This is a genomic window from Actinoplanes sp. NPDC051405 (assembly GCF_055586185.1).
This window is the reverse complement of sequence record NZ_JBVJIR010000022.1, coordinates 134,902-149,223: the sequence shown is the minus strand read 5'-3', so window position 1 is coordinate 149,223 and position 14,322 is coordinate 134,902. Positions and strand designations below refer to the sequence as shown.

10 protein-coding genes and 2 pseudogenes are annotated in these 14,322 nt (G+C 72.4%); 11 read left to right on the top strand and 1 reads right to left on the bottom strand.

The annotated features are described in order from the left end of the window. Positions 1–4: 4 nt before the first annotated feature. The 4 genes and pseudogenes from ACZ6S4_RS37520 to ACZ6S4_RS37505 all read left to right on the top strand — a co-directional run. Positions 5–940, top strand: a pseudogene (locus ACZ6S4_RS37520) (branched-chain amino acid ABC transporter permease); the annotation flags it as partial. A gap of 104 nt (positions 941–1,044) precedes the next feature. Continuing rightward, complete coding sequence (locus tag ACZ6S4_RS37515) at positions 1,045–1,824, top strand: 3-hydroxybutyrate dehydrogenase (RefSeq protein ID WP_465479463.1); 780 nt, start codon at positions 1,045–1,047, stop codon at positions 1,822–1,824. Further along, positions 1,809–3,671: pseudogene (locus ACZ6S4_RS37510) on the top strand (helix-turn-helix domain-containing protein); the annotation flags it as partial. The gene ACZ6S4_RS37515 and the pseudogene ACZ6S4_RS37510, both read left to right, overlap by 16 nt. 92 nt (positions 3,672–3,763) lie before the next feature. After that, entirely contained in the window at positions 3,764–5,080 is a 1,317-nt protein-coding gene (locus tag ACZ6S4_RS37505; protein WP_465479462.1) for an alpha/beta hydrolase family protein, read from the top strand. Here ACZ6S4_RS37505 and ACZ6S4_RS37500 read toward each other — a convergent pair. Then, entirely contained in the window at positions 5,070–6,284 is a 1,215-nt protein-coding gene (locus tag ACZ6S4_RS37500) for a cytochrome P450 family protein (RefSeq protein WP_465479461.1), read from the bottom strand. The two genes, ACZ6S4_RS37505 and ACZ6S4_RS37500, sit on opposite strands and share 11 nt — an antisense overlap. A gap of 344 nt (positions 6,285–6,628) precedes the next feature. On the opposite strand from ACZ6S4_RS37500, the gene ACZ6S4_RS37495 reads away from it, so the two are divergent. From ACZ6S4_RS37495 to ACZ6S4_RS37465, 7 genes are all read left to right on the top strand, one after another. Next, a complete protein-coding gene (locus tag ACZ6S4_RS37495) occupies positions 6,629–7,777 on the top strand; it encodes a zinc-dependent alcohol dehydrogenase (RefSeq protein WP_465479460.1) in 1,149 nt (382 codons plus the stop codon). 16 nt (positions 7,778–7,793) lie between these two features. Continuing rightward, positions 7,794–8,360, top strand: coding sequence for a hypothetical protein (locus ACZ6S4_RS37490; protein WP_465479459.1), 567 nt, complete (start codon positions 7,794–7,796; stop codon positions 8,358–8,360). A 36-nt stretch (positions 8,361–8,396) separates the two neighbouring features. Continuing rightward, positions 8,397–9,134: a hypothetical protein gene (locus ACZ6S4_RS37485; protein ID WP_465479458.1), complete on the top strand. Its 738-nt coding sequence runs from the start codon at positions 8,397–8,399 to the stop codon at positions 9,132–9,134. Positions 9,135–9,222: 88 nt separating this feature from the next. Beyond that, positions 9,223–10,662, top strand: a complete 1,440-nt coding sequence (locus ACZ6S4_RS37480) for an RICIN domain-containing protein (protein ID WP_465479457.1) — start codon at positions 9,223–9,225, stop codon at positions 10,660–10,662. A gap of 94 nt (positions 10,663–10,756) precedes the next feature. Continuing rightward, positions 10,757–12,727, top strand: a complete 1,971-nt coding sequence (locus ACZ6S4_RS37475) for a PAS domain-containing protein (protein WP_465479456.1) — start codon at positions 10,757–10,759, stop codon at positions 12,725–12,727. Next, the gene (locus ACZ6S4_RS37470; RefSeq protein ID WP_465479455.1) at positions 12,724–13,917 is read left to right on the top strand and encodes a response regulator; all 1,194 of its coding nucleotides are present in this window, start codon (positions 12,724–12,726) and stop codon (positions 13,915–13,917) included. Before ACZ6S4_RS37475 ends, ACZ6S4_RS37470 begins: the two co-directional genes overlap by 4 nt. 17 nt (positions 13,918–13,934) lie before the next feature. Continuing rightward, positions 13,935–14,318, top strand: a complete 384-nt coding sequence (locus ACZ6S4_RS37465) for a response regulator transcription factor (RefSeq protein WP_451914686.1) — start codon at positions 13,935–13,937, stop codon at positions 14,316–14,318. The last annotated feature ends 4 nt before the right edge of the window (positions 14,319–14,322 follow it).

The window sequence follows — 14,322 nt, the reverse complement described above, 5'->3', positions numbered from 1 at the left end:
CCGGATGTTCCTGCGTCACACCGAACCGGCCGCCCGCCGCCCGCTGCGCTATCTGCTGCTCGCCGCCGGTCTGCTGGTGGCGCTGGCCCTGCCCTGGCTGATCTATCCGCCGGTGGCCATGGACATCGCCTGCTGGGCCCTGTTCGCCGCGGCCCTGGACCTGCTGCTCGGCTACACCGGCCTGCTCTCCTTCGGCCACGCCGCGTTCTGGGGCACCTCGGCCTACGCCGCCGGCCTGATCGCGATCCACAGCGGACTCCCGTTCCCGGCGGCCGTGCTGGGCGGCGCGGTGCTGGCCGCGGCGCTGGCGGTGCCGATCGGCTACCTGTGCGTGCGCAACAGCGGCATCTACTTCGCGATGGTCACCCTGGCCTTCGCCCAGATGGTCTACTTCGTGGCCAACCAGTGGCGCTCGGTCACCGGTGGTGAGAACGGGTTGCAGGGCATCCCGCGCGAACTGCTCGGCCTGGATCTGAGCGACCCGTTCGTCTTCTACTACGCCGGGCTGCCCATCGTGCTGCTGGCGCTGTGGGGACTGTGGCGCATCGTGCACTCGCCGTTCGGGCACGTGCTGGTGGCCATCCGGGACAACCCGGCCCGGGCCAGGGCCATCGGCTACCCGGTGGAGCGGTACAAGCTGCTGGCCTTCGTGCTCTCCGCGGCGCTGTCCGGGCTGGCCGGCGGCCTGTTCGCGATCAGCCACGGCTTCGCCTCGCTGCAGGAGGTCAACTGGACCACCTCCGGCAAGGCCGTGATGATGGTCGTGCTCGGCGGCATCGGCTCGCTGTGGGGCAGCACCCTGGGGGCCGCGCTGGTGGTGCAGCTCGAGGACTATCTGTCCACCTCCGGCTTCGACGGCATCGGCATCGTCACCGGCACGGTGTTCGTCCTGGTGGTGCTCCTCTTCCGGCAGGGCCTGTGGGGCGGCGCCCGGCAGCTGGGTGCGGCCGCCGACCGGGCCCGGCGCCGCCGGGGAAAGCCGCCCGAGCCCGACTCCGCCGAGGCGGTACCCGTCCCGTCCACGACCACCCGCGAAGAGGAATCATGGACACCATCACCCAGGGGCTGAGCGTCCCACACGAGGTCCTGGCCGGGCGCACCGCCGTGGTCACCGGCGGAGCCGGTGGCATCGGCCGGGCCTGCGCCGAACGGCTGGCCCGGGCCGGCGCCCGGGTGATCGTGCTGGACCGCGACGGCGACGCGGCCGCCCGGGTCGCCGCGGAGATCGGCGGCAGTGCCGAGACCGTGGACCTGTCCGACCTGGCCGCCGTCGACCGGCTGGACCCGGCCGTCGACATCGTGATCAACAACGCCGGGCTGCAGCACGTCGCGCCGCTGCACGAGTTCCCGACGGAGACCTTCTCGCTGATCCTGCGGCTCATGCTGGAGGCGCCCTTCCGGCTGGTGCGCCGCTGCCTGCCGCACATGTACGCGCAGGGCTGGGGCCGCATCGTCAACGTGTCCTCGGTGCACGGGCTGCGCGCCTCGCCGTACAAGGCGGCGTACGTGTCGGCCAAGCACGGGCTGGAGGGCCTGTCCAAGGTGATCGCGCTGGAGGGGGCACCGCACGGGGTCACCTCCAACTGCGTCAACCCCTCGTACGTGCGCACGCCGCTGGTCGAGGCGCAGATCGCCGCGCAGGCTGCCAGCCACGGCATGAACGAGACCCAGGTGGTCGAGGAGGTCATGCTGGCACCGGTCGCTCTCAAGCGGCTGGTCGAGCCCGAGGAGGTCGCCGAGCTGGTGGCGTACCTGTGCTCGCCGCCGGCGTCCTTCATCACCGGCGCCTCGATGGTCCTGGACGGCGGATGGACAGCGCATTGAGCAGCGCGTTCCTGGAGCTGCTGCTGCGGGAGGCGGCGGCCGTCGAGTTCGAACGGCCGCTGCTGGAGGCCCGCGCCCAGGGCCGCCCGGCCCGGGAACTGGCCGAGCTCGACGAGCTCAAGGCGCTCGCCCTGCAGGTCCGGGCCCTGCTGGAACGGCGGCGCCGGCGCGAGGCCGAGCTCAGCGCGCTGGTCGACACCGTCGGTGACCTGGCCACACTGCGCGAGATCGACGCGGTGCTGGAGGCCATCGTGCGGCGGGCCCGCGAGCTGCTGGACGCCGACGTCGCCTACATGACCCTCAACGACGAGGAGCGGGGCGACACGTACATGCGGGTCACCTACGGCTCGGTGTCGGCCCGCTTCCAGCAGCTGCGGCTGCCGCTCGGGGCCGGGCTCGGCGGCCTGGTCGCGCAGACCGCCGCGCCGTACGTCACCGCCGACTACAGCGCCGACGCCCGCTTCCAGCACCTCGACGAGATCGACGGCGGGGTCAGCGAGGAGGGCCTGGTCGCGATCCTCGGGGTGCCGATGCGGCTGGGCACCCGGGTGCTGGGGGTGCTGTTCGCGGCCAACCGCAGCGCGCGCCCGTTCACCCGCCAGGAGGTGACGCTGCTGGGCTCGCTGGCCGCGCACGCCTCGGTGGCCCTGGACAACACCCGCCTGCTCGGCGAGACCCGGGCCGCCCTGGAGGAGCTGGGCGCGGTCAACACCGTCGTCCGGCGGCACAGCGACTCGCTGGAACGCGCGGCCGAGGCGCACGACCGGATGACCGAGGTGATCCTGCGCGGCGGCGACCTGGACGACCTGGCCGGCGTGGTGGCCGAGGTGCTCGGCGGCGAGCTGGCCATCCTGGATGCCGACGGGCACTGCCTGGCCGCCGTCGGGGCCATCGCCGAGGTCGCCTCGCTCGCCGGTACGGCCGTGGCCGGCAACGGGCTCGGCCGGGCCACCCGGCACGGTGAGCACTGGGTGCTGGCCGCCGGCGCCGGCAGCGAGGCCCTGTGCACCCTGGTGCTGCACGCTCCCGGGGAGCTCAGCGAGACCGACACCCGGATCCTGGAACGCGCGGGCGTGGTGACCTCGCTGCTGCTGCTGTTCCGGCGCAGCCTCGCGCAGGCCGAGGGCCGGGTCCGCGGCGAACTCCTCGAGGACCTGCTCAGCCGCGGCGTCGAGGACCCGGTGACGGTCCGGCAACGGGCCCGAAGGCTGGGCGTCGACCTGGACGCCGCGCACGTGCTTGTGGTGCTGACCTGCCCGCCGCGCCAGCGGGAACGCGCCGCCCAGTGGAGCTCCGCGCACGCGGCGGCCTGCGGCGGGCTGGCCGCGCAGCGCGAGGACAACGTGACCCTGCTGGTCGGGGGCGACCACCCCGGCGACGCGGCCCGGCGGATGGCCCGTGAGCTGGGTGCCTATCTGGGCGTACCGGTGACCGGGGGAGGGGCGGGACCGGTTGACGGGCCGCAGCGCGTCCCCGAGGCCTACGCCGAGGCGCAGCGCTGCGCCTCGGCGTTGCTGGCGCTGGGCCGCGCCGGCGACGGCGCCAGCGCCGCCGAGCTGGGTTTCGTCGGGCTGCTGGTCGGCGCGGACCGCGACGTCGGCTCCTTCGTCACCGACACCATCGGCGCGCTGCTGGAGTACGACCGCCGGCGCGGCACCGCCCTGGTCCAGACCCTGGAGTCCTACTTCGACGCCGGGGCCAACGCCGTGCGGGCGGCCGAGGTGCTGCACGTGCACGTCAACACGGTGACCCAGCGGATCGCCCGGATCGCCCAGGTGCTCGGCGCGGAATGGCAGCGCCCCGACCGCAGCCTGGAACTGCAACTCGCGCTGCGCCTGCACCGGCTGGGCAGCGGCGGTCCCGGCACCCACAACCGGCCGGCGAACAGTGTGGTCCGAGCCCATGGTCCCGGCAACGGGCGCGTCGGAGCATGACGGGCATGCTCCCTTCAATTCTGGCCGCCGTACTCGTGATGGCCCTGTCCCCGGCCCCCGCCGCCGGGGCGGCCTGCGCCGCACCCACCGTGCCCGGCGCGGAACGTCAGCAGGCCGCGTGCCTGAGCGATCTCACCACCGCTGGCACCGTGGCCTCCGGCCACACCGACCCGGCCGACTGGGCCGGGCTGACCCCGGCCGGGGCCCGCAACCCCAGCGGCGTGCCCGGTGTCCAGATCGACGGCTACTTCCCGGACACCTCGACCGGCAACACGACCCGCGGCTGGAACCACGACGCGCAGTTCGTGCTCCGGCTGCCGGAACGCTGGAACGGCGGGCTCGTCGTGGCCGGCTCACCCGGGGTACGCGAGCAGTACGCCAACGACTTCGCGATCAGCGACTGGGTGCTGGCCCAGGGCTACGCGTTCGCCGCCACCGACAAGGGCAACGTCGGGGCCACGTTCCACCGCGACGGCGTGCGGCCAGGCGACGCCATCGTGGAATGGAACCAGCGGGTGACCCAGCTGACCCGGGCCGCCCGGGCCGCGGTCAAGCAGCGGTACGGCCACCAGCCCCGGCGCACCTACGCGGCGGGCCTGTCCAACGGTGGCTACCTCGTGCGCTGGCAACTGGAGAACCACCCCGAGCTGTTCGACGGCGGCGTCGACTGGGAGGGCACGCTGTGGCACCCGGCCAAGCCCAGCCTGCTGACGTTCCTGCCGCCGGCGCTGCGGGCGTGCCCCCGGCAGGCGGAGGCCGAGATCCTGGCCGCCGGTTTCGCACCGGGCTCGGAGTTCCTCTGGGACTACCACTACCGGGTCTACTGGGACCTGACCCAGCGCATCTACCGCGAGGAGCTCGACCCCGGCTACGACGGCCCGGCCGAGGCGGGCACGCCGTTCTGCGCCTCGGGGACGCCGGCCTGCGACGCCGACTACGACTACGCGACCCGGCCCGCGGGGGTGCGCGCGGCGATCGCCCGGATCGCCCTGACCGGGCGGATCCAGCGCCCGCTGATCACCCTGCACGGCACCCTGGACACGCTGCTGCCGATCACACAGGACTCCGACGTGTACGCCGCCATGGTCCGCGACCGGCACCGCGACCGGATGTTCCGCTACTACCGCATCGAGGGCGGCAACCACGTCGACGGCCTGTACGACGCCTATCCCGACCGGCTGAGCCCGATCCTGCCGTGCTTCCGTACCGCCTTCACGGCGCTGACCGGCTGGACCGAGCACCGGACCGTCCCCGCGCCCAGCCACACGGTGGCCCGCCCGGAATCGGGCGACCTGGCCAACACGTGCTCGCTCAGCGGTTGAGTGAGGCGGGGCCCGGGACGACGGGCAGGCTCTGCAATCCGCGCATGATGAGACCCGGGCGCCAGGTCAGCTCGCCGGCCGGCACCGCCAGTCGCAGCCGCGGGAAGCGGGCCAGCAGCTTGCCGAAGGCGACCTGGGCCTCCAGCCGGGCCAGTGGTGCCCCGAGGCAGTAGTGGATGCCGTGGCCGAAGGCGAGGTGCGGATTCTGGGCGCGGTCCAGCCGCAGCTCGTCGGGCTCCGGGAACCGCCCCTCGTCGCGGTCGGCCGCGAGCAGCGCCACCAGCACCGCGTCGCCGGCGTGGACGGTGGTGCCGCCGATCTCCAGGTCCTCGGTCGCGACGCGGAAGGTGGCGGTCTCGACCGGCCCCTCGAAGCGCAGGAACTCCTCGATCGCGCCGGGCAGCAACGCCGGTTCGGCGCGCAGCCGGTCCCACCGCTCGCGCCGGTCGAGCAGCAGCCAGGCGCCGTTGCCGATCAGGTTGACCGTGGTCTCGTGACCGGCGATGAGCAGCAGGAAGACCATCGAGGACAGCTCGTCCTCGGACAGCCGGTCCTGCTCGTCGCGGACGCCGATCAGGCCGGACAGCAGGTCGTCGCCGGGATGCGCGCGCCGCTCGGCGATCAGCCGGCGGATGTAGGCGACCATCGCCTGCATCGCGCCGGGCAGCTGCTCACGGCTCGCCGAGCCGGCCACGATGGTGTTCGACCAGGTGCGGAACGAGTCGCGGTCGGCCACCGGCACCCCGAGCAGCTCGCAGATGACCTGGATCGGCAACGGGAACGCGAACGCGTCGATCAGGTCGACCCGCTCCCGGCCGGTCATCGCCGCCAGCAGCTCCTCGGTGATCTCCTCGATCCGCGGCCGGAGTGCCTCGATGCGCCGGGCGGTGAAGGCCCCGGCGACCAGGCGGCGCAACCGGGTGTGGTCGGGCGGATCGGCCGAGAGCATGTGCCGGGATACGGCGGCGTTGATCAACGGTGGCAGGGCGCGGTCGGTGGCCAGTCCGACCGGGCGGGCCTTGGACAGCCGTGGGTCGGTGAGGGCCTGGCGGGCGTCGTCGTACCGGGTAACCAGCCAGGCGGTCACTCCGCTGGGGAGCCGGACGCGGCGGACCGGAGTGGTCGCGCGCCACCGGGCGTACACCGGGTGGGGATCGGCCTGGAACGCCGGATCGGCGAAGTCCTCCTGGAGTTCCTGCGTCATCGCGCCACTCCGTCCTATCGGCAACCGTCTATGACGGTACCGCGCCGGTGCCCCGCTACGGGGCCGGCACCGCACGCCGTGGCAGGGTGCCGGTATGCGACTTTCGATCTGGCCCGGCGCCGGGCAGCCCTACGGTGAGGTCTTCCGGAGCTGCTGGCCCGGGACATCGCCGGCTACCGCGAGCTCGGCCTGGACGAGCTGATCGTGCCGGACGGCCTGCTCGGCGCGGGCGCGGACCGCCGCAAGGCCAGGGACACGATTCTCGCCCTCGTCCGTGGCTGAGGCGCGGGCCCGGGGCGTTTACCCCGGAACGCTCCGGGTAGCCGGGCCACGGGAGGTACAAGATGCGAGCAATGGTCTATCGCGGTCCATACCGGGTACGGGTCGAGGAGAAGGACCGCCCGGTGATCGAGCATCCCAACGATGCGATCGTGCGGGTCACCCGGGCCGCGATCTGCGGCTCCGACCTGCACCTTTATCACGGGATGATGCCCGACACCCGGGTCGGTTCGACCTTCGGGCACGAGTTCATCGGCGTCGTCGACGAGGTGGGCTCGTCGGTGCGCAACCTCAAGCCGGGTGACCGGGTCATGGTCCCCTTCAACATCTTCTGCGGCACGTGCTTCTTCTGCGCCCGCGGCCTGTACTCGAACTGCCACAACGTGAACCCCAACGCCACCGCGGTCGGCGGGATCTACGGCTACTCGCACACCACCGGCGGCTACGACGGTGGCCAGTCGGAGTTCGTGCGGGTGCCCTTCGCCGACGTCGGGCCCACGATCATCCCGGACTGGATGGACGAGGACGACGCGGTGCTGCTGACCGACGCCACCGCCACCGGCTACTTCGGCGCCCAGCTGGGCGACATCGTCGAGGGTGACGTGGTGGTGGTCTTCGGGGCCGGCCCGGTCGGGCTGATCGCGGCCAAGTCGGCGTGGCTGATGGGCGCCGGCCGGGTGATCGTCATCGACCACCTGGAGTACCGGCTGGAGAAGGCGCGGACCTTCGCGCACGCCGAGACGTACAACTTCACCGAGTACGACGACATCGTCGTGCACATGAAGAAGATCACCGACCACCTGGGCGCCGACGTGGCGATCGACGCCGTGGGCGCGGAGGCGGACGGCAACTTCCTCCAGCACGTGACGACCACCAAGCTCAAGCTGCAGGGCGGGTCGCCGATCGCGCTGAACTGGGCGATCGACTCGGTGCGCAAGGGCGGGACGATCTCGGTGATGGGGGCCTACGGGCCGATGTTCAGCGCGATCAAGTTCGGTGACGCCCTGAACAAGGGCCTCACCCTGCGGATGAACCAGTGCCCGGTGAAGCGGCAGTGGCCCCGGCTGTTCGAGCACGTGAAGAACGGCTACCTCAAGCCCAGCGACATCGTCACGCACCGGATCCCCCTGGAGCACATCGCCGAGGGCTACCACATCTTCTCGGCGAAGCTCGACAACTGCATCAAGCCGATCATCGTCCCGAACCCCGTCTGAGCCCAGGGAGACAGAAATGCCCTACACACCGGAAAAGCCGAAGCTGGCCGAGTCGAGCGACCAGCTCCGCGCCCGGATCCCCGGCTGGGGCGTGGATCTGGACCCCAAGGACCGGCCGTCGGTGCCCAGGGAGCAGTTCGATCCGACCTTCAGCGGCGCGCACTGGGAGTTCCCGGAACGCCAGCCGGAGAAGTTCCCCCGGGAACGCTCGATCGAGCACAAGTTCCTCACCCCGGTCTTCGGCACGTCCTGCCCGCCCAAGGGCCTGTCCGGGGTGATCCGCCGGTACGCCTACAAGGAGTACAGCGAGGCCCGGGCCGCGCACTGGCTGCTCCTGCTGGCCGCCGACCGGGTGGACACCGTGGAGAGCACGCTGCGCTCGTTCGCGAGCCTCCACCCGGACAATCCGATCACCGAGACCGGGGTGCTCAGCGAGTTCAGCCACCACGGCATCACGTCGCGATTCGGCCGCAAGCGCGCCGACGTCAAGCACCAGTGGATCGACCCGATCATCGTCGGGGCGCCGTGGGTGCTGGGCGGGGTGCTGGCGTACCGGATCGCCAAGCGGGTGGCCGGCCGCTAGGACCGCGTTCGCGCAGGTGGGCTACCGTGGGCGGCCATGTCCGAGCAGCCGCCCCCCGCCTGGATCCACTGGCCGATCCGGGTCCTCGCCGTGGTCTTCGTCCTGCCGTTCCGGCTGCTGTGGGAGCTGTCCCGGCTGATCGGCCGGTTCCTGGCCCGCTACGTCGGCCGGCCCCTGGCCTGGCTGTGGCACTACGCGGTGGCGGTGCCGGCCGCGTTCCTGTGGCATTACCTGGTCGCGGTGCCGGCCGCGTTCCTGTGGCATTACCTGGTCGCGGTGCCGGCCGCCTTCCTGTGGCACTACCTGGTTGCCGTCCCGGCGGCCTGGCTGTGGCAGCGGGCATTGCGGCCGGCGCTGGAGTGGCTGGCGCGGTGGTTGATCGTCGTGCCGGCGCAGTGGCTGTGGCGGCAGCGGCGGCAGTTGCTACGGCCCTTCGCGCTGGTGCTGCACTACCTGCTCGTCGTGCCCCTTGTTTGGCTATGGGCGGTGACCGCGCCGGTGTGGCGGGGGGCGTGGTGGGTGCTGGCCGGACTGGGCCGGGGCATCGCCGCGATTCTGGCCGCCGGGTGGCGCGGTGCCGGCTGGCTGCTGCGCCAGGTCTACCGCTGGGTGCTGCGACCGGCCGGACTGGCGATCGCCTGGTGCTGGCGGTGGACCGTCGTGCCGGTGTGGCGCGCCGTCGCCGCCGCCGGGCGGTGGGTGCACTCGTCGATCCTGCACCCGGGTGCCGACGCGGCCCGGGCCGTGCTGGTCGCGGTGGGCATGCGGCGCTGAGCGTCGCGGCGTTGTTGACACGACGGAAACCTGCGGGCAATCTGTGTTAACGGTCACATAGATCGTCACCGATTGGAAGCAGGTCGTGATGCTGCTCGGACGCCGCGCGCGGGCCCTCGTCGCCGCTCTTGCCGGGACCACCACGGTCCTCGCCCTCACCGGGGCGCCGGTGCTCGCGGCGCCGGTGACGGTGGCCAACGGGACCCAGTTCACCGACACCTCCGGGGCTGTGGTGCACGCGCACGGCGGCGGCGTGCTCAAGGTGGGTGCGTACTACTACTGGTTCGGCGAGAACCGCAACGCCGACAACACCTTCCGGTACGTCTCGGCGTACCGCTCGACCGACCTCAGGACCTGGGAGTTCCGCAACCACGTGCTCACCCAGTCGTCGGCCGCCGAGCTGGCCAGCGCCAACATCGAGCGGCCCAAGGTGATGTACAACGCGAGCACCCGGCAGTTCGTCATGTGGATGCACAAGGAGACCGCGACGGACTACGCCCAGGCGCGGGCCGCGGTCGCCGTGTCCAGCACTGTGGACGGCGCCTACACGTACCGGGGCAGCTTCCGGCCGCTGGGCACCCACATGTCGCGGGACATCACCACGTTCGTCGACGACGACGGCGCCGGCTACATGGTGTCCTCGGCCAACGAGAACCGCGACCTCAACGTCTACCGGCTCACCAGTGACTACACCGGCGTCGCCGCGCTGGTCCGCAGCTGGCCCGGCGACGTCCGCGAGGCGCCGGCGCTGTTCAGGCGCAACGGCGTCTACTTCATGCTCACCTCCGGGGCCACCGGCTGGAACCCCAACCAGCAGAAGTACTCGTCGGCCACCAGCATCACCGGCCCGTGGAGCGCCTGGGCCAACGCGGGGGACGCGACGGCGTACGGCTCGCAGACCGCGTACGTCCTGCCGGTCGCGGGCACCGCCGGGACCGCGTACCTGTACCTGGGCGACCGCTGGGGCAACTCGCTGGGCGGCACGGTCAACGACTCCCGCTACGTCTGGGCGCCGCTGCGCTTCCCGAGCGCCACCACGCTGGCCCTGGACTACTTCCCGTCGCTGGTCATCGACACCGCCGCCGGCACGGTCGCCGGGTCGGCGGGCTCCTGGAGCACCGTGGTCGCGCGGCACTCCGGCAAGTGCGTCGACGTGGTCGGCGGCTCGACCGCTGATCTCGCCGAGGCGATCCAGTACACCTGCGGCACCGGCCTCAACCAGCAGTGGCACCGCCGCGACCTGGGCAACGGCTACGTGCAGCTGGAGGCCCGGCACAGCGGCAAGTGCCTGGACGTGGCGGACGCGTCGACAGCCGACAACGCCCGGGTCGTGCAGTACACCTGCGGGACGGGCACCAACCAGCAGTGGCAGGTGCAGGACGCCGGCGGCGGTTACCACCGGCTCGTGGCCCGGCACAGCGGCCGGTGCCTCGACGTCATCAGCGGCGGGACCGCGGACGGCGTACGGCTCATCCAGTACGCCTGCGGCGCGGGCGCCAACCAGCAGTGGCTCAACCGGGCCGCCTGACATCGCGGTGAGCGTGGCGCTCAGATCCGGACGGGTGCGGCCGATGGGCAGCAAGGAGGGTGCACACCGCCCCGGTCGCTGAGAAGGGCAAAACGTGTCTGGACGTCGAGCGCCACAGGTGGCCGCGGCCCCGGCCGGTTCACTGCCGTCCGGGATCGACGCCGCCGTGCTCGCCGCGGCGCTGCCGCACGCCATCTGGGTGCTCACCGGGGCGGGCGAGATCGAGTACGCCAACCGTGGCCCCGGGAGCCCGGGCGAGCCGTGGAGTTCCCTGGTACATCCGGAGGACCTCGCGGCCGTGGAGTCCACGGCCCGGGCGGCGAGCGCGACGCCGTACGAGCTGGAGTGCCGGCTCAAGCGGGTGGACGGCTCGTACGGCCGGCACAGTATGTGCTTCACCCCCGTGGACGGCCGGCCCGGCGCGTGGATCGCGACGGGCACGGACGTCGAGGAGCGCGCGGCGCTGCGCGAGGAGCTCGCCGGCACCCGGCGCCGCGTCACCGAGACCCTCTCCCTGCTGGAGGCTCTCGAGGCGGCCGCACCGGCCGGGTTCGGCTTCGTGGACAGCGGCTCCCGGCTGATCCGGGTCAACGAGACGCTGGCCGCCATGGGCAGCGTCCCGCGCGCCGAGCAGCTCGGGCGGCCGGTCCACGAGGTGCTGCCGGGCGTGTGGCCGCAGATCGAGGCGAACTACCACCGCGCGTGGCAGACGGAGACGGCGATCGTCGGCACGGTGGTCACCGCTCCGTCGCCGGGGGAGGCCGACGGTCCCCGTTCGTGGCTCGCCGGCTGCTACCCGGTGCGGGTGGAGGACCGGATGATGGGCGTCGGCCTGGTGCTGGTCGACGTCACCGAACGCGAGCAGGCCCAGGCGTTCCGCTCCGTGATCATGGACGACATGGCCGAGGGGCTCTACACGGTCGACGGCGACGGCAAGCTGACCTCGATGAACCGGGCAGCCTCGGAGATGCTCGGCTGGGCGGAGAAGGACCTGCTCGGCCTCTCCGTGCACGCCACGGTGCACGCGGTGCCGTGGCACGGGACGCCGCAACCGGAGAGCGAGTGCCCGCTGCGCCGCATCCGCACGGCCGGGCAGTCCGTGCAGACGGTCGACGAGACCTTCGTACGCCGCGACGGCACCACCTTCGGCGTGGCGTGCTCGGTCGCAGCGCTGGAGACCGGCGGTGGGCAGCCCGGCGCGGTGGTCACCTTCCGCGACATGACCGAGGTCCGTCGCGCCGAGCTGGAGGCGCGGCACGACCAGAAGCTGGAGTCACTGGGCCGGCTCTCGGCCGGGCTGGCCCACGAGATCAACACGCCGATCCAGTTCGTCGGGGACAACACCCGGTTCCTGGCCGACGCGTACCAGGACATGCTCGACCTGCTGCTGGTCTACCGGGAGTGCATGACGCCGGCGCTGGGGGAGCTGCAGTGGAGCGAGCGCACCGAGCGCGCCCAGCGGGCCGAGGCCAAGGCCGACGTCGAGTACCTCGCCGCGGAGATCCCGGCCGCGGTCAGCCAGAGCCTCGAGGGCGTCGAGCGGGTGGCCTCGCTGGTCCGGGCGATGAAGTCGTTCAGCTACAAGGACTCCACCGAGCAGTCGTACGCCGACCTCAACGAGGCCGTCCGGACCACCCTCACGGTGGCCCGCAACGAGGTCAAGTACGTCGCTGACGTGGTCCTGGACCTCGGTGAGCTGCCCGACGTGCTGTGCCACCTGGGCGACCTCAACCAGGTCTTCCTCAATCTGCTGGTCAACGCGGCCGACGCGCTCAAGGACAAGGCCGAGCGGGGCGAGATCCGGATCAGCTCCCGCACGGACGGCCCCACCGCGGTGCTCACCTTCGCCGACAACGGCACCGGCATCCCGGCGGACATCCAGCAGTCGATCTTCGAGCCGTTCTTCACCACCAAGGAGGTCGGCAAGGGCACCGGGCAGGGCCTGGCGCTGGCCCGGGCGGTGCTGGAGAAGCACGGCGGCAGCATCGAGGTGCGGTCCGTGGTGGGTGAGGGGACCGAGTTCATCCTGCGGCTGCCCATCGCCGGCAAGCCGGACGCCTCATGAGCAAGGCCCGCGCCCTGTTCGTCGACGACGAACCGCGCATCCTCGACGGGCTGCGCCGCTCGCTGCGGGGCAAGCGGGGCGAGTGGGAGATGGCGTTCGTCTCCGACGGCGCCGAGGCTCTGGAGCTGCTCGCCCAGCAGCCGTACGACGTGGTGGTCTCCGACATGCGGATGCCCGGGATGGACGGCGCCGAGCTGCTCACCAACGTCAGCCGGCGGCACCCCGAGGTGGCCCGGGTGGTGCTGTCCGGGCACATCGAGCCGGAGGCGGCGATCCAGGTGGCCGTGGCCGGGCACCGCTTCCTCACCAAGCCGTCCGACGCCGAGAGCCTGATCGCCGTGATCGAGCAGCTGCTGATCCGGACCTCCAGCGCCCATCAGGACGAGGCGCGGCGGATCGCCGGCGGGGTCCGGGCCATCCCGACCCTGCCCGAGCACACCGACGGGATCATCGGCCTGCTCGCCCCGGACGCCAACCTGTCGTACGCGGTGCAGATGGCCATGCACGACGTCGGGCTGACCGCCAAGCTGCTCCAGCTGTCGAACTCGCGGTTCTTCGGCTCGCGCCCGCGCAACTCCTCGGTCGAGTCGATCGTCAACGCGATGGGCGTGCCCATGGTGCAGGCGGTGGCCGGCGCGGGACACGTGCTGCGCCCGACCTCGGCCTGGGACCCGGCGATCGAGCAGCATCTGCGCACCGCCTGGCGGCACGCGGTGGCCACTGCCTGCCTGGTGGACTTCGTGGCCTCCCCGGCGAACCGGCCGCACGCGCAGGCCGCGGCGCTGCTGCAGGACGTCGGTCGGCTGGTCTGCCTGGCCGCGGTGGGGGACAAGGAGGGGTCCGCGGTCGATCTGGACGCGGAGACCCGTGACGGGGTCCCGTTCCGTGACGTCGGGGTGGAGCTGCTGCACCTGTGGGGGCTGCCGCCGCCGATCGTCACCGCCGTCGCCCAGCGCGACGCCGAGCAGGCGCCGGACCTCTCCGGGCTCGGCGTGGCCGCGGCGGTGCGGACGGCCCACCTGCTGATCCAGGGCACCGGGTCCGCCTGCCCGGCCGCCGGCCGGCACGAGGACGAGCTGGCTCAGCTGCTGTCGCACCCCCAGTTGAAGGCCCAGGACGTGGACTGGCGCCGCGCCGCCGACGAGGCGTCGCGCCAGGCCGGGCTCTGGCACAGCCACAGCAGGCACTGAGGCGGGAAAGGGAGCCCATGGCACGCATCCTGGTGGTCGACGACGACCCGGCGATCCGGCAGCTGCTCACCGACGTCCTGGAAATGGACGGCTACGAGGTGAGCGTCGCGGTGGACGGGCTCGCTGCCGTCCGGGAGGTGCAGGCGGCCGCGCCCGACTTCGTGATCCTGGACGTGATGATGCCGGGCCTGGACGGTTTCGGGGTGCTCAGCACCATCCGCGACCAGCCCGGCGAACCGGTGCCGGTGCTCATGCTGACCGCGGCGGCCGAGTCCGACGCCAACGCCCGGGCCTGGGCCTGCGGCGTCGACTACTACCTGGCCAAACCGTTCACGGCGGACGCGGTGCTCGACCTGGTCGACGGCGTGCTGGCCGGGCAGGTGGGTGCCGCCGATTCCTGAGACG